The following is a 15,893-nucleotide window of genomic DNA, read 5'->3' as shown; positions in this document are numbered from 1 at the left end:
GATCAGTTGTCGCTTCATGCTTGATGACGCCACCATTTGGCTTCAGATCGTTATCTTTGATAGGAGCCAGGCATGAATTCAACTCATCGAGTCAAACGCTTGTTGATCTTGGTCGGCAGTCCCCGCCGCGATGGCAACAGCGCCGCGCTGGCCGCATCCGCCCGCCAGGGCGCGGAAACGGCCGGCACGTTGGCGTCGGTGCATTTCCTGGACGACTACATCCAGGGTCTGCTGCCGGACTTGCGCCACGCCAAGCCGCCCGCCGACCGTTACGCCGAACTCTTCCTTGAACACTTCCTGCCCGCCGATGGCGTGCTGTTCTGCACGCCCATCTACTGGTATGGCATGTCCGCGCAGACCAAGGCGTTCTTCGACCGGTCATTCAGCCATTACGCGGGATCCGGGCCAGAGCCGGAACGCGTCAAGGCCGGCATGGCCGGCAAGCGGCTGGGGTTGGCCGTGGCCTCGGAAGAAACCTATCCCGGCGCGGCGCTGGGCATCGTGCATCAGGTGCAGGAATATGCGCGGTATACGCATTCGGATTTCGTGGGCTACGTGCATGGCGCCGGCAACCGGCGCGGCGAGGTGGCGCTCGATCCCCGGCGGCCGCTTGCCGCGGCGCAGGCGCTGGGCGCGGAATTCTTCACGCGGAAATACTCGGACTACCGGCTTGAGACGCCCCGCCGTCACAACGTGTGGGAACCGCCCGCGCCGGCCTTGAGCAGCACGCCCGGCGGGCTGCCGTAGACCTGCTTGAACACCCGCGTCAGGTGCGCCTGGTCGGCAAACCCGACGGCCTGCGCCGCATCGGCCAACGGCAGGCCGCCGCGCAACAGCACCCGTGCGCGCGCCACCCGCCAGTTGCGAAGCCACGCCTGGGGCGGCAATCCATAGCGCCGGGCAAACTGCTTGACCAGCGTCGTGCGATGGCGGTTTTGCGCTTGCGCCAAGGCGTCCAGGTCGGGTGCGCAGGCGGGATCCGCCGCCATGCGCTCGCGCAGCAAGGCGCATACATCGGCGAGGCCGGCGGCCGGCGCAGCACCGCCCTCCTCCGCCTCTCCATGCGCGGCCAGCGTCCCGAACAGGGCCGCCGAAATGCGTGCGCTGCGCTCAGCCGGCGCGATCTCGCCGGGCGCCAGCGCGTCCAGCCATTGCGCGCAAAGCGCGGCGTCCGCGATCACCGGCCCCGCCAGCCGCGCACCGTGCGCGTGCAACGTCCGTTCATGGTCCTGGAACCACGCGGGATCGATGTAGACCATCCGATAAGCGAGCGCCCCCGCCGCTGTGCCGCCGGTATGCACCTGCCCGGGCGCGATGACCACCAGCTCGCCCGCGCTGGCGGCATGGGCCACGCCCTGCACGGTGAAGTCGCAGCGGCCGTGTTCGATGGCGCCGATGGACCAGGCGTCGTGGAAATGCGGCGCGTAGCGATACGCGCGCAGATCCGCGATCAATACGTCGCCGGGCAGTCCCGCGCCGCAATGCCAGATATGTTGAGAAACCGCCATGAATTGCCAGCCATTCGCGGCTACCCGAAGTAATGCCCGTCCGCTTTCAGCGAACGGGCCAGCAGCCACGCGTTGCGAGGATTTTCCCCCACCCGGCGGATGGCATACGGCCACCAGTCCGCGCCAAACGGGAGATAGACCCTGACGTTATAGCCCAACCGGCGCAGCGCGATCTGCCAGTCCGGCCGCACGCCGTAAAGCATCTCAAATTCGAAACTGCCGGCAGGCCAGCCGCGCTCGCGCGCCAGGTCGATGATGGCGCCGGCCAGCCGGTCGTCGTGCGTGCCGAAGACCGGGTAAAAGCCAGAGTCCCGCGCCTCGCGCGACAGCATGATGGACGCCGCGTCCAGATAGGCCTGGTCGATGCGCGCGCGCCCGGCGTGGTCAAGCTCACGCTCGGGGAACGCACCCTTTACCAGCCGCAGCGAGGTGCGCTGCCGGATCGCCCAGGCCAGGTCCTCCGGCGTGCGGCGCCGCCGCGCCTGCAGCGTGAGGCCGGCGGGGATGCCCGCTTCCAACAGCGTGCGATGCAGCGTGCAGGTGCGGTCGCGGATGCTGGAATCTTCCATGTCCAGCACCAGCCAGTCGCAGCCTTGGCCGCCAAAGCGCTGCACCGCCGTGCCGATGCGCCGCGCGTTTTCCTCGCCCAGCGTGTCATCGCGCATGTAGCCGATGGCCGTGGGATCGACGGAGACGTGCACGTCCAGGCCGGCCGCGGCCAGCGCCCGGCACGCGTCGACGGCCTGACAGACGTTGTGGTCGATTGCAGCGCGGTCCGCCACGTATTCGCCCAGATAGAAGAGCGAGGCGCGGATGCCGTGCGCCTCGCGCAGCTTCTCGGCGGTCCGCACGGCCTCGTCCACATCGGCGCCGCCGACGAAACGGCGCGCCAGCGACGTCCGGGCGGCCATCGCCCGCATCATGTGGCCGACCGCCGGGCTGCGGGCCAGCGCAATCGTGGTTTTCTGGAAAATGCTCATTGCCTCACCGCGCAAAGCGGCCACTATGCGGCGGCTGCGGGCGCCTGTCTTGAACGCCCGTGAATGCGCGGTGAGTTTGCAGTCACAAGTGCGACAAGCTCGAACGACCGTGATTGCCGGCTAGGCCTTGCCTGCCGCCAGCGCGCGTCCGGCGCCGAACAGCGGCCGCTGCACGGTCTGCGCCAGCAGCACGCCCGCCAGGGTGACCGCGCCACCCAGCAGGTGATAGCTGTGCAGGCGTTCGCGCAGCATCACGAAGGCGGCCAGCGCCGTAAAGAGCGGCAGCAGGTTGATGAAAATGCTGCAGCGGTTGGGCCCCAAGCGCTGCACGCCTTCGATCCACAGATACGACAGCAACACCGACGAGAAGATGCCGGCATACAGAATGAGCGGAACCGTATTGACGTCCAGCGCCGCTTGCGCTGCCGGCACGCGCAGGTAGAGCGGGAACATGTAGAGCAGCGCGAAGATGGATTGCACGAAGGTGGACTGCCAGGCGGGCACCGGCACTTTCCAGTGGCGCAGCAGCACGCCGTACAGCGCATACGACAAGGCGGCCAGCAGCATCAGGCCGTCGCCCACGTGCACACCGTGCTGGAACACGCTGAGCATGTCGCCCTGCCCCACCAGGTACAGGAGGCCCAGGAACGACAGCGCGCCGCCCGCGGCCATGCCGAGCGTCAGCGGATCGCGCAGGATCACCACGCTGAGCAACATACTGAGCAGCGGAATCAGCGCGGTCAGGATGGCCATGTTGGTGGCGGTGGTGGTCTCTGCCGCCCGGTAGGAGAGCGCCTGGAACACGGCCGCCGACAGCGCGCCGTACAGCGCCAGCTTGGGCCAGTGCCGCAGGATGACCCGGCGGTTGCGCCACGCCGGACGGGCCGTGAACAGCCCCATCAGGAACAGCGCCAGCAGCAGGCGGTAGAAGGTGATGGCGGTAGGCGAAATGGCGCTGGCGGCCATCTTGGAGACGATGACGTTGCCCGCCCAGAACAGGATGGCGAACAACGGAAAGAGAAAGGACATGGCGATGAACTCGAAGGATGGATCGGCTCCTTCGCTGCCGCCGATTGCGGCGGCGTGCAAAGGATGATCGCTATCCTATTGAGCCCGCGTCAGCCCGTCTGCCGATGAAATGGCATCGGCTATTGCGAAATGGACATTGCTCAGCGGTCAGGGCCTGAACGGCGCCGGATCGAGCGGCAACTCCATCCCCCCCATCTGCGCGGTCAGCAACGCCGCGCTGCCGCAGGACAAGGTGAAGCCCAACGCCCCCTGACCCACGTTCAACCAAAGATTGTCCGCCGCGGGGCTGCGGCCGATCAGCGGCTTGCCGGTAGGCGTGGCCGGGCGCAGACCCGCCCACGGAATCGCCTGCCGCAGGTCAAGCTGCGGAAAGGCTTCGAGCACCTGCTGTTTGAGCAGACTGATGCGCGCCGGGTCGATGTCGGCGTTGTTGCTGCCGATGTCCACCATGGCCGCGATCCGCAGCACGCCGCCCACGCGGGCGTAGACGATGCGCCGTTCGTAATCGGTGACGCTGATGCGGGGCGCCACGGTGTCGTCCGGCGCCAGCGGCACGGTCAGGCTGTAGCCCTTCAAGGGATAGAGCGGCACGTCGTGGCCCAGCGGACCGAGCAACGCCCGCGTGCCGATGCCGGTGGCCAGCACCACGGCATCCGCGCCGATGTCGCCGTCGCGCGTGTCGACCGCGACGATGCGGCGGCCTTCGCGCTGCAGGCCGGAAACGGGGTTGGACATGGCGCACTGCACGTTACCCATCGTTTGCAGGCGGTCGAACAGCGCTTCGGTGAACTGCCGGCAGTCGCCGGCTTCTTCGCTGGGGGTGTAAATGGCGCCCGCCAGGCTGGCGCCCATGCCGGCCAGCGCGGGTTCGCGCGCCACGGCCTGCGCGGCGTCCAGCACCTGCTGGTCTGCGCCGTGCGCCGCCTGGTAGGCCACCAGCGCGCGCGCCTTTTCCAGCAGATCGGGGCTGCGGTACGCAATGAGCTTGCCGTTCTTCAGGTGCCCGAACGCCAGGTCTTCTTGTTCCAGCAGCGAATGCATGACGTCGCGGCTAAGGTAGGACAGCGTCAGCATCTGCGCGGTGGACGCCTTGGCCACCGATGCGCGGCAGGCCAGCGCGAACTGCAGGCACCAGCGCCATTGATGCGGGTCCAGCCGGGGCCGGAATCGCAGCGGCGAGTCATGGCGCAGCAGCCATCCCGGCACGCTGGGCAGCACGCCGGGTCCGGCAAGCGGCGCCACATAGCTGTAGCTGAGCTGGCCGCCGTTAGCATAGCTGGAGACTTCCGCCGGGCGGGGCTGGCTGTCGACCAGCACCACCTCATGACCCTGGCGCGCCAGGAAATAGGCCGACGTCACACCGACCACGCCGGCGCCGATCACACAAACGCGCATACCGTTATCCAAGAAGACCGCGAACGGGCCCATTCTGTAACGGCCGCCCCCGCGCCGGCAAATGCCAAACGCCGCAGGGGCCATAACCAAACATCATGCCCGGGGCTTCAGGCCACCCGATGCAGCTTGATGATGGCGGCGGCGGTGGGTTCGCGGACCAGATCGGCCAGCGTGTAGCCATTGAGCGTGTCGTAAAACGCCTGCAGGGTCTTCGCCAGCACGCCGGACAGCCGGCACACGCCATCCAGGGCACAGGGCGGTTCTCGGCAATCGATCAGGGGGCCCTGCTGTTCGAGTTCCCGCACCAAATCGCCCACCCGGTACTCCGTGGCGGGACGGGCGAGGCTGAGCCCGCCGCCCTTGCCGCGCGTGGTGCTGACCCAGCCGCGCTGCGACATGAAGTGCACCACTTTCACCAGATGATTGCGGGACAGGCCGAAGCGATCCGCGATCTCGGGAATCGTGACGGCGACGGACCGGTCGCGGCATTGCGTCAGATACATCAGGACGCGCAGGCCGAAGTCGGTGAATCGGTTCAGTTGCATGATGGGTGGGGAGCGTGGCCCGGGCGGCCCGGAAACATCAGGCCGCCAGGATACACCGCTCAGGCGCCAGGGCCGCCGGTGCCGAACGCCTCGGCGTGGATGCGGTCTTCGGCCACGCCCAGCCCCAGCAACGCTTCACGCTGGGCACGCATGAACGCCGCCGGTCCACACAGGTAGTAATCGGCGCCGGGGACGATGGCTTCATCGCGAATGGCGTGCAGGTCGACGCGCCCCGTGTGGTCGTAGTCGCGGCCGGCCTGGTCGCCGTGGCCCACCTCTTCGTAGAACACCGCCTTGCGCACGTTGGCGCGGGACGCCGTAATGTCGTTCACGTGCTCGCGCATGGCGTGGACCGAGCGGTTGCGGCAGCCGTGCACGAAGCGGATCTGGCGTTCGTCGTTGGCGCGCACCAGGTGGTTCAGGATCGACACCATGGGCGTCAGGCCCACGCCACCGCTCAGCAGCACGACGGGGGCATCGCCGTCTTCGCGCAGGTGGAAATCACCTTGCGGCGGCGCCACGTCCAGCACGCCGCCCTCTTCCAGTCGGTCGTGCAGCGCGTTGGACACGCGGCCCGCCGGCGTCTGATCGCTGGCCGGCTCGCGCTTGACCGAGATGCGCAGGCGATCGTGGCCCGGCGCGTCCGACAGGCTGTATTGGCGCGGTTGCATCAAGCCCAGTTCCGGTACAAATACGCGCACGGACACGTATTGACCTGGCCGGTACGCCGGCACGGTGCCGCCGTCTGCAGGGGCCAGGTAGAAAGAAGTGATTTCGGCGCTTTCGGGCTGCTTGCCCACGACACGGAACGCGCGCCAGCCCGTCCAGCCGCCCGGCTTGTTGGCCGATTCCGCATACAGGCGCGCCTCTTCGGCGATCAGCAGGTCCGCCAGCTGCCCATAGGCCGCGCCCCAGGCATCGACGAGTTCGTCGGTGGCGGCATCGCCCAGCACTTCACGGATGGAAGCCAGCAGATGCTTGCCCACGATGGCGTAGTGTTCGGGCCGGATGCCCAGGCTGACGTGCTTGTGCACGATGCGCGTCACCACCGGCATCAGCACCGAGGGATCGTCGATGTGCTCGGCATACGCGGTCACCGCGCCGGCCAGCGCATGCTGCTGCGCGCCGCCCGCCTGGTGGGCCTGGTTGAACACGTGCTTGAGTTCCGGATTGTGCTGGAACATGCGCGCGTAGAAATGCTTGGTCAGGGCGACGCCATGAACCTTCAGGACAGGGGCCGTGGCCTTGACCAGCTCGCGGATTTGGGGGCTCAACATCAACTGCTCCTTGAATGGCGAACGGGCTCGCCTTTAAACATATATTTATAATACATCTTTAAATCCGAACGGCGAAATCGGCTTGGCGACGTCGTGCCCCGGCCCGGTTTACACTTCCCGATTACCGCAACACCACAAAGGTTTACCGATGAGCACTGCTACGCTCAAGACCCGCCTGTCCGACGCCGTCAAGGACGCGATGCGCGCCAAGGCCAGCGAGCGACTGACCACGCTGCGTTTCCTGCTGGCCGCCGTCAAGCAGAAGGAAGTCGACGAACGCCGCGACCTGACCGACGCCGAAATCACCGCCATCATCGAAAAGCAGGTCAAGCAGCGCCGCGAGTCGATCGCCGCGTTCGAGCAGGCCGGCCGCACGGAAACCGCCGAGCAGGAAAAGGGCGAACTGGCCGTGCTGCAGGAATTCCTGCCCCAGGCAGCCACCCCCGAGGAAGTGGCCGCCGCCATCGACGCCGCGCTGGCTGAAGTCGCCGCGCAAGGCGTGACGGGCGCGCCCGCGATGGGCAAGGTGATGGCTATCCTGAAGCAGAAGCTGGCCGGCCGCGCCGACATGACGGCGCTGTCGCAGCAAGTGAAGGCCCGCCTGTAAAAAGGTTGACGCCCCCACGCCGCGCACGCTTCGCGCGCTAGCTGCCCCCCCGAGGGGGCTGTCTCGCCTTGGGGCGGCCCGGCGGCCAGATTTGACCCCCACGCCGCGCACGCTTCGCGCGCTAGCTGCCCCCCGAGGGGGCTGTCTCGCCTTGGGGCGGCCCGGCGGCGAGACCTAGAACGCCCCTCCAAACAGATCCGGCTGGCGCGACTGCTCGCCCGGATCTGCGAAGTTGCTCATCCCCACCCCCGCCAGCCGGTACAGCGTGTCCGGCGGCAGTTCCACGCGTTCGCACAGCAGCCGCGCCAGCGCGGCCAGCTCCATGGCGGACGTTGGCGGCTGGGCGCAGGTCTGGCTGCGCGTCAGGATGCGGAAGCGGTCGGTCTTCAGCTTGAGCACCACCGTGCGTCCCAAGGCGCCCTTCTTCAGCGCCTGATCCCACACCTTTTCCGCCATGCGGTCCAGGGCGTCGCCCACGGCCTCCAGCCGGACGTCGTTGGAAAACGTGGTTTCGGCCGACACCTGTTGCAACGGCTGGTCGGTCTGGACCTCGCGTTCGTCGATGCCGCGCGCCAGCTCGTACAGCCGCCGGCCATAGCGGCCGAAGTAGTGCTCCAGCTCCTGCGCGCTGTGCGTGGCCAGGTCGCCCACGGTCTGGATGCCAAGCTGCTCCAGGCGCGCCTGCGTGACCTTGCCCACGCCCGGCACCTTGCGCACGGGCAAGGGCTCCAGGAACGCCAGCACCTTGCTGGGCCGCACCACAAAAATGCCGTCGGGCTTGTTCCAGTCCGACGCGATCTTGGCCAGGAATTTGTTCGGGGCTACACCGGCCGACGCGGTCAGTCCGGTTTCCTCGCGGATCTGCTGGCGAATCACCTGCGCCACCTCGGTGGCCGATGGCAGCCCGCATTTGTTGACCGTCACGTCCAGGTAGGCCTCGTCGAGCGACAAGGGTTCGATCAGGTCGGTATGTCGGGCGAAGATCTGCCGCACCTGTCGCGACACGTCGCGGTAGCGGTTGAAATCGGGCGGCACGTAGATCGCGTGCGGACAGAGGCGTTCGGCCTTGATGGCCGACATGGCGGAATGGATGCCGTAGCGCCGCGCTTCGTAGGACGCCGCGCACACGACCGAGCGCGGTCCGGTCCAGGCCACCACCACTGGCTTGCCGCGCAGGTCGGGATTGTCGCGCTGCTCCACGGACGCGTAAAACGCATCCATGTCCACATGCACGATTTTGCGCGCAGACTGCGCCGACGCCTGCCCCGTCATGACCTCAATCCCGTGGCAAAAACATATATTATGACCGGCGGCAATCCGCTATCCCTTCTCGCCCACGACGGTTCCATGACTGCACCCGCCTCCGCCAAAACCGACTATTTCGGCCTGACCATTCCCTTCATGAGTTTCATCGGCCTGGTGCCGGAAAGCATCGCGCCGGCCTATGCCCGCACGACGCTGCCGTGGCGCGAAGACCTGACCAACAGCCGCGGCGACGTGCACGGCGGCACGCTGATGAGCGTGCTGGACTTCACCCTGAGCGCCGCCGCACGCGGCTCCGCGGACGCCACCGAGGGCATGGCCACCATCGACATGAACACCACGTTCCTGTCTCCCGGCACGGGCGACCTGGTCATCGAAGCGCGCTGCCTGCGCCGCGGCGCGTCCATCGCCTTCTGTGAGGGCGACATCCGCCGTGCCGACGGTGAACTGGTGGCGCGCGCCACCGCCACCTTCAAGATCATCCGCCGCCGTCCGGGCGGCGACTGATCTTTTTTCGTCCTGCCTTATTTCGGCAGGTCGCGCGTCGGCTTGACGGGCGGGCGCGGATCCAGCGGCATGTACGTGCTGCACGACACCAACCCGTAATACACCGCGTCCTGCATCGCGCGCATGGCAGCGGGGTCCCACGTGCCCTTGCCCCACATCACGATGCGCACGTCCGTGGACTTGGGCCCCTCGGACTTGAGGTCAACGCGCGACATCTCGCGATCGGAATACGGCGCCAGCACGCGCACCACACCGGATTGCGCGCTTTCGTTCAGGTCGGAAACGACGCGGTAGGCGTTGTCGGTGCTGCGCAGGCACGCGTTGGACTGGCGGATGACCGCATCGTAGGCGTCCTTGAAGGCCACCGGCGCCTTGAATTCGCTGTGCGGCGACGCGCTGTCCGGCGAAATGCCGAGCGAGCAGCCGGCCAGCCCCAGGGCCAGCGCCGAGGCCGCGACCAGATTCCTGTACATGTAAATCTCCAGAAGAAGTGCCGCGATTATCCCGCAAACCGCCTGGCGGCATAAGTGGCGCCGGATCGGCGGGGCCGGTTCGACACCCCTTGCGCGGCTATGGCATTATCGACCAGCCTATTTGCAACGCGGATCGACATCACGGAGGTTTCCCCTTGTTCTCATTTCTGCGCACCGTCCTGGCTGCCGGCATCGTCGGCGCCTCCCTGGGTGCCTGCGCCACGCAGCCGCCTCCCCGCGCCTATCCCCTGAAAGATTTCTTCCGCAATCCTGAGCGCGGCTATTTCCGGCTGTCCGACGACGGCCAGACGCTATCGTTCATGCAGCCCACCAGCGTGGACGGCAACCCCGCCCGCATGAACATCTACGTGCAGCCGCTGCAAGGCAGCCAGCTCGTGGGCGAGCCGCGCCAGCTGACCAGCGAGACCGCGCGCGACATCAGCGGCTATTTCTGGAAAGGCCCGGACGTGGTGCTGTACCAGAAGGACTTTGGCGGCGACGAAAACTTCCACGTCCTGGCCGTCAACGCCAAGACCGGCAAGATCACGGACCTGACCCCGTACGAGGGCGTGCGCGCCGGCATCGAGGACGACCTCGAAGACGACCCCGACCACGTGCTGATCAGCCACAACCAGCGCAACCCCGAGGTCTTCGACGTCTACCGCGTCAACGTCCACACCGGCGCGGCCGTGCTGGTGGCGCAGAATCCGGGCAACATCGTCGGCTGGCAGACCGACCACGCGGGCAAGGTGCGCGCCGCCGTCGCCAGCGACGGGCTGAACACCACCCTGCTCTACCGCGACGACGAAGCGTCCGACTTCCGCCCGCTCATTACCACCGACTACCGCACCAGCGTCAGCCCCGCATTCTTCACGTTCGACGACAAGAAGTTCTACGCGCTGAGCAACCGAAATCGCGACAAGCTCTCGCTGGTCGTCATCGACCCGGCCACGCCGGACGCCGAGGATGTCATCTTCACGCCCGAGGCCGTCGACCTGGACGGCGCCGCGTTCTCGCGCAAGCGCCGCGTGCTGACCGTGGCGTCCTACCAGACCGACAAGCCGCAATACAAGTTCTTCGACGCGGAAACCGAAGCGCTGTACAAGACGCTTGCCGATCTCCTGCCGGGTTACGACGTCGTCATCCAGGGCGGCAACCGCGACGAGAACAAGTTCATCGTGGCGGCCTACAACGACCGCACGCCCGGCGCGCGCTACATCTACGACGCCGTGGCCGGCACGCTGACCAAGCTGGCGGACCTGAACCCGGCCATCCCCGAAGCTGACATGTCGCGGGTGCAGCCCATCAGCTATCAAAGTCGCGACGGCCGGACCATCCATGGTTACCTCACGCTGCCCGCCGGCCGCGAACCCAAGAACCTGGCCTGCGTGGTCAATCCGCACGGCGGCCCGTGGGCCCGCGACGGCTGGGGCTACAACCCCGAAGTGCAATTCCTGGCCAACCGCGGTTTCTGCGTGCTGCAGATGAATTTCCGCGGCTCCACCGGTTATGGCCGCGACTTCTGGGAAGCCGGCTTCGGGGAATGGGGCCTGAAGATGCAGGACGACATCACCGACGGCGTGCAATGGCTGGTCGAGCAAGGCATCGCCGACCCCAAGCGCATCGGCATCTATGGCGCCAGCTACGGCGGCTACGCCACGCTGGCCGGCGTGGCCTTCACGCCGGACCTGTACGCCGCGGCCGTGGACTACGTGGGCGTATCGAACCTCTTCACGTTCATGAAGTCCATTCCTCCGTACTGGAAACCCATGCTGGACAAGATGCAGGACATGGTGGGCGACCCGGTGCGCGACCGCGACCGCCTGACCGCAACTTCACCGGCGCTGCACGCGGACAAGATCAAGACGCCGCTGTTCGTCGCGCAGGGCGCCAAGGATCCACGCGTGAACAAGGACGAGAGCGACCAGATGGTGTCAGCGCTCAAGGCCCGCGGGGTGGACGTGGAATACATGGTCAAGGACAACGAAGGCCATGGCTTTCACAACGACGAGAACAAGTTCGAGTTCTACGAGGCCATGGAGAAGTTCCTGACGGAACACCTCAAGCCGTAGTCCCTGCGGTTTCCGCTTCCAGGGCATTCGCGGCGGCCGGCAGGCCGCCGCTCGTCTTGACGACGCCGCGGCCGCTCCAGGCCATTTCCACGCGGTCCCGCCCCTGCTCCTTGGCCCGGTACAACGCCACGTCGGCCCGCGCCAGGATGACGTCGGCGCTGTCGCCCGGCTGATAGGACGCCAGCCCGCCGCTTGTGGTCAGCTGCACTTCCAGCCCCTGCAGATAGAGCGGCATGTCGCGCAAGGCGTCGCAGACGCGCTGCGCCTGCACCAGCGCGCTCGCCGGATCGCAGTCGTACATCAGCAGCACGAACTCCTCGCCGCCCAGGCGGCCGAAGCGATCGCTCGACCGGACCGCATTCTGCACCACGCGCGCGAAGTGACGCAGCGCGGTGTCGCCGCCCGCGTGGCCGTAGCGGTCGTTGATGGATTTGAAGTGATCGATGTCCAGCACCAGCACCGCCAGCTTGCCGCCCGTGCGCTCACAGCGCAGCAGCTCGTGTTCAAGCTCGTCCATGATGCTGCGCCGCGAATAGGCCTGCGTCAGGCTGTCGAACGTCAGCGCGGCCTGCATCTTTTCCGCCTGGCTGGTCTGGATCATGAAGAGCAGCGCCAGGAAGAGTCCGGGCACCGTGACCGAGCCGCACACAATGAAAAAGAGGCTCCACGCCGACGGCTGCAGCAGCGACACCGGCGTCTCCACGCCCGCGCCGTAGACATATCCGCGCAGCGCGTGCAACGCCACCACCCCAAAAAATGCCAGCAGCAGATACAGCACGACGCCTTTTGTCTTGATGCGCCTGCGCTGCCGGAAGATGACGGCGCCGGTCGCTGCCATCAGCACGCAGGTGTAGACGGAATACAGCACCATGCGCCACACCAGGCTGTCGCTGCGGTACAGCAGCAGGGCAAAGCCGAAGGTGCAGAGCGAGCACAACAAGGTGGTGCGCAGGATATGCGGATGCATGCCGAAGAACTGGCGCACGCCGATGTACACCAGCGCGGCGGAACAGGCCCAGGCGGCGTTGGACACCATCACATAGGCGGCGGGCGGGATCATCTCGGCCGACGCGTAGGCCAGCAGGGACAGCACGGCCAGCGCATTGGCCGCCATGAACGCAGGCACGCCTTCGACGCCGCGGACGTGAAAGGGCAGCAGCAACGGCAACGCCAGCGCCGTGGCCAGGCCCCACATCAGGAAAAACAAGCTAGTCGTCATGGTTCGCTCGGGCTCAGGCTTGTCGGCCCGCCCCGCCGTTGGGACTGCAGTTGCACTGGGTTCGCGCAAGCAAAGCGCGTTACACGTCAGCATTTTTGATGCTTTTTGTTACGAGAATGGCGAAAGGACGCGCATGACGTTTGCCCTGCTGGGCAACGCGCGTCCGTCCGACCAGAACCTTTACCGCCGCGCCAAGACGATTGCACGGCCTGCGACGAGAGAATACGCCAAGGCGCCTTCGCCGTGACGCCCCCTTTGCAGTAATTGACAGTTAATCCGCGCAATTTTCCGTAAAGTTCCATCCGTCGACGGCGCAGCATAAGCGCCGCGATCACGCCCCACGGGCGTGGCGCGTACTAGCCATGCACTCCGATAGCGCGAGTGCGAAGGTCCCCGTAGCGGGCGCCGCGCAAGTCCCAATCAAACGTTCATTTCCGCGCTGCAGGCGCCTGGTTCGCCTGCGGCCGCCCTTGCCGGGTGCTCGCGCCCGTCCGGCGTGGCGGAGCCATGGACGCCCCGAATTGCCACTGCGGATGTCATACAGATGCCAATCGAACGAACCAGGCGGTCAAACGCCGTTGGACCCAGACTGAACTTGATGGCGGCCAGCGCAATGCTCGCGCCCGTGCTGACGCTGGCCGCCCCGTCAAGCCACTACGACGCGCTGATCGAGCGCGCTCGCGCCGGCGACCACGAACCTGCGCTGGAAATGCTGCGCGCGCAGGGCAGCGCCGCGGGCGTGCGGCCCGTTTACGACCGGATCGTCATCGCCGGCTGGGCGGGCAAGCCTGACGAAGCCATCGTCGCGTACGAGACGCTGCCGGCCGGCGCCGTGCCGCCGGCCAACGTCCAATTGGCCGTGGCGCGGGCCTACCGCGACCAGCAGCGCTGGCCGCAGGCGCTCGACGCCTACCGCCAGGGGATGCGCCGCCATCCGGGCGAAGCCGCCTTCGCGGCGGGCGAGATCATGACGCTGGCGGACGCCGGGCAAATCCCAGCCGCGATCGCCGCAGGCGAGAAACGCATCGCCCGTCAGCCGCGCGACGCCGACGCCCGGCTGGCCCTCAGCTACGTCTACGCGCGCCAGTCCCAACCATTTGAAGCCCTGCATCAGGCCGACCAGGCACTGGCGCTGGCGCCCGCCACGCCCTACGTGCTGCGCGAATACATCCGGGCGCTTCAGGGCGCCCGCATGGCCGACGTGGCGCTGGACTGGGCGCGTCGCCATGAAACGCTGTTTACCCCCGCCCAGATGCGCGCCCTGCAGGCCGACGCACTGGCGCAGGAGGCGCGGCTGGCGGCCATGCCCGCGCGCGGCGAGGCCGAACGGTTTGCGATCGCCGACCGCGCGCTGGCCGGCTACGACGCCGTGATTGCCGATTGGCGCAAACTGGGCGAAGACGCCCGCGCCGACGTGCTGCGCGCCCGCATCGACCGCCTGCACGCCCTGCACGCCCGGGTGCAGATGCAGATGCTGATCCAGGAATACGAGGCGCTGCTGGCCGAAGGCGTCGACGTACCGCGCTACGCGCTGAGCGACGTGGCCTCCGCCTATCTGTACCTGCGCCAGCCCGAGCGCGCCCGCGACCTGTACCGGCAGGTGGCCGCCAGCGACAGCGCGCCCGGCGACGATCCGGCGCAGCGTCTGGCCACGCAGACAGGCCTGTACTACGCGCTGGCCGAAGGCGAACAATTCGACGAAACGCCCCCGATCACGGACGCCGTCCAGGCCGGCTACGCCCCCTGGCTTTACTACAAGGGCCAGGCCACGCGCATGCCCAACGACCTGAACCTGGAAAGCCGCCAGACGCTGGCCGCCACGCACCTTCAGGCCGACGACACCATCGAGGCCCACCAGCGCCTGGCGCAGATGGTGCAGCAGGCGCCCAACAATTCCGCGCTGCGCAGCGATCTGGCCACCGTCCACCGCGCCCGCTCGCAGCCCCGCGCGTCGGAAATCGAACTGAAGCTGGCCGAAACGCTGGCGCCGCGCGACCTGGCGGTGGAGAACGGCCAGGGCTTCACGGCGATGGACCTGCAGGAATGGCGTCAGGCCGAAGCGCTATCCGCCGACACGCTGGCCCGCTCGCCCGAAAACCTGACCAGCCGGCGGCTGGCCCGCGAGTGGGAGGTCCACCGCAAGGCCGAGCTGCGCATCACCGGCTACCGCGGCCTGGCCTCGGACAGTCCGGTCACCGGCAACGGCGATTTCGGCATCGACGCCGTGTTGTATTCCCCGCCCATGGGCTACGACTGGCGCGTCTTTGGCGGCGGCGGCTACGCATCGGGTGACTTCGAGGAAGGCCGTGGCATCTACCGCTGGCTGCGCACCGGCGTGGAATGGCGCGTGCGCGATCTGACGGTGGAAGGCGAAGTCTCCACCAACGACTACGGCAACGGCGTCAAGCCCGGCGCGCGGCTGTCCGCCGCCTACGACCTGAACGACCACTGGCAGGTGGGCGGCTCGGCCGAAATCCTGTCGCGCGACACGCCGCTGCGCGCGCTGACCAACGACGTCTCGTCCAACGGCCTGTCGATGTACGTGCGCTGGCGCGCCGACGAGCGGCGCGAATGGACCTTGTCGGCCGCCCCGTCCCGTTTCAGCGACGGCAACACCCGTTGGGCATTCGGACTGACTGGCCGCGAGCGTGTCTACACCGCGCCGCACCTGAAGGCCGACCTGGAATTGGGCCTGTCCACCCAGCACAACAACCGCGACGACGCGCCCTACTTCAACCCCAGCGCCGATTTCCTGGCCCTGCCCGGCGTGCGGCTGACGCACACGCTGCACCGCCGCTACGAAACCGCATGGGAACAGATCGGCACGCTGGGCGCCGGCACTTACAGCCAGCAGGGCTACGGCACGGGCGGCGTCGTCGCGCTGGGCTACGGCCAGCGCTACCGCGCGAACGACGTTCTGGACATGGGCTTCATGGTCACCGGCACCAGCCGGCCCTATGACGGCGAGCGCGAGCGTGAACTGCGCGTCGTCTTCGACCTTGCCTACCGCTTCTGACC

The 15,893-nt window shown here is 67.4% G+C and carries 14 protein-coding genes; 5 read left to right on the top strand and 9 right to left on the bottom strand.

Translation table 11 applies throughout. The features are described from left to right. The first annotated feature begins 72 nt into the window (after positions 1 to 72). The gene (locus tag HV681_RS16475; RefSeq protein WP_175124068.1) at positions 73 to 747 is read left to right on the top strand and encodes a flavodoxin family protein; all 675 of its coding nucleotides are present in this window, start codon (positions 73 to 75) and stop codon (positions 745 to 747) included. Here HV681_RS16475 and HV681_RS16470 read toward each other — a convergent pair. The 6 genes from HV681_RS16470 to hmpA all read right to left on the bottom strand — a co-directional run bounded on the left by HV681_RS16470 (position 687) and on the right by hmpA (position 6,734). Further along, entirely contained in the window at positions 687 to 1,508 is an 822-nt protein-coding gene (locus HV681_RS16470; RefSeq protein ID WP_175124067.1) for a helix-turn-helix transcriptional regulator, read from the bottom strand. The two genes, HV681_RS16475 and HV681_RS16470, sit on opposite strands and share 61 nt — an antisense overlap. 20 nt (positions 1,509 to 1,528) lie before the next feature. After that, entirely contained in the window at positions 1,529 to 2,488 is a 960-nt protein-coding gene (locus tag HV681_RS16465; protein ID WP_175124066.1) for a proline dehydrogenase family protein, read from the bottom strand. 120 nt (positions 2,489 to 2,608) lie between these two features. Continuing rightward, positions 2,609 to 3,517 (bottom strand): DMT family transporter, encoded by a 909-nt coding sequence (locus HV681_RS16460; RefSeq protein ID WP_175124191.1) that lies wholly within the window; start codon positions 3,515 to 3,517, stop codon positions 2,609 to 2,611. A 147-nt stretch (positions 3,518 to 3,664) separates the two neighbouring features. Further along, positions 3,665 to 4,912, bottom strand: a complete 1,248-nt coding sequence (locus tag HV681_RS16455) for a D-amino acid dehydrogenase (protein WP_175124065.1) — start codon at positions 4,910 to 4,912, stop codon at positions 3,665 to 3,667. A 107-nt stretch (positions 4,913 to 5,019) separates the two neighbouring features. Next, a complete protein-coding gene (locus HV681_RS16450) occupies positions 5,020 to 5,457 on the bottom strand; it encodes an Rrf2 family transcriptional regulator (RefSeq protein ID WP_175124064.1) in 438 nt (145 codons plus the stop codon). A 59-nt stretch (positions 5,458 to 5,516) separates the two neighbouring features. Further along, a complete protein-coding gene (hmpA, locus tag HV681_RS16445; RefSeq protein ID WP_175124063.1) occupies positions 5,517 to 6,734 on the bottom strand; it encodes an NO-inducible flavohemoprotein in 1,218 nt (405 codons plus the stop codon). Positions 6,735 to 6,882: 148 nt separating this feature from the next. On the opposite strand from hmpA, the gene HV681_RS16440 reads away from it, so the two are divergent. After that, the gene (locus HV681_RS16440; protein WP_175124062.1) at positions 6,883 to 7,341 is read left to right on the top strand and encodes a GatB/YqeY domain-containing protein; all 459 of its coding nucleotides are present in this window, start codon (positions 6,883 to 6,885) and stop codon (positions 7,339 to 7,341) included. A gap of 174 nt (positions 7,342 to 7,515) precedes the next feature. Here HV681_RS16440 and dinB read toward each other — a convergent pair whose 3' ends face one another. Further along, positions 7,516 to 8,613 carry a DNA polymerase IV gene (dinB, locus tag HV681_RS16435; RefSeq protein WP_175124061.1) on the bottom strand — a complete coding sequence of 366 codons (1,098 nt, stop codon included), beginning with the start codon at positions 8,611 to 8,613 and terminating at the stop codon, positions 7,516 to 7,518. Between the two features lie 75 nt (positions 8,614 to 8,688). Between dinB and HV681_RS16430 the strand changes: the two genes are divergently transcribed. Further along, positions 8,689 to 9,111, top strand: coding sequence for a PaaI family thioesterase (locus HV681_RS16430; RefSeq protein ID WP_175124060.1), 423 nt, complete (start codon positions 8,689 to 8,691; stop codon positions 9,109 to 9,111). A gap of 17 nt (positions 9,112 to 9,128) precedes the next feature. On the opposite strand, the gene HV681_RS16425 is transcribed toward HV681_RS16430, so the two are convergent. Then, positions 9,129 to 9,584 (bottom strand): BPTD_2524 family lipoprotein, encoded by a 456-nt coding sequence (locus tag HV681_RS16425; RefSeq protein WP_175124059.1) that lies wholly within the window; start codon positions 9,582 to 9,584, stop codon positions 9,129 to 9,131. Between the two features lie 155 nt (positions 9,585 to 9,739). Here HV681_RS16425 and HV681_RS16420 point away from each other — a divergent pair, with 155 nt between their 5' ends. Then, positions 9,740 to 11,656, top strand: coding sequence for a S9 family peptidase (locus tag HV681_RS16420; protein WP_175124058.1), 1,917 nt, complete (start codon positions 9,740 to 9,742; stop codon positions 11,654 to 11,656). Here the strand turns inward: HV681_RS16420 and HV681_RS16415 are convergent. Further along, the gene (locus tag HV681_RS16415; RefSeq protein ID WP_175124057.1) at positions 11,646 to 12,875 is read right to left on the bottom strand and encodes a GGDEF domain-containing protein; all 1,230 of its coding nucleotides are present in this window, start codon (positions 12,873 to 12,875) and stop codon (positions 11,646 to 11,648) included. The two genes, HV681_RS16420 and HV681_RS16415, sit on opposite strands and share 11 nt — an antisense overlap. Positions 12,876 to 13,488: 613 nt before the next feature. Between HV681_RS16415 and pgaA the strand changes: the two genes are divergently transcribed. Next, positions 13,489 to 15,891, top strand: coding sequence for a poly-beta-1,6 N-acetyl-D-glucosamine export porin PgaA (gene pgaA / locus HV681_RS16410; RefSeq protein WP_254594993.1), 2,403 nt, complete (start codon positions 13,489 to 13,491; stop codon positions 15,889 to 15,891). Positions 15,892 to 15,893 lie beyond the last annotated feature (2 nt).

The sequence above is a fragment of the Achromobacter animicus genome, from assembly GCF_902859585.1.
GTDB lineage: Bacteria > Pseudomonadota > Gammaproteobacteria > Burkholderiales > Burkholderiaceae_B > Achromobacter > Achromobacter animicus.
This window is presented reverse-complemented; position numbering and strand designations above follow the sequence as displayed.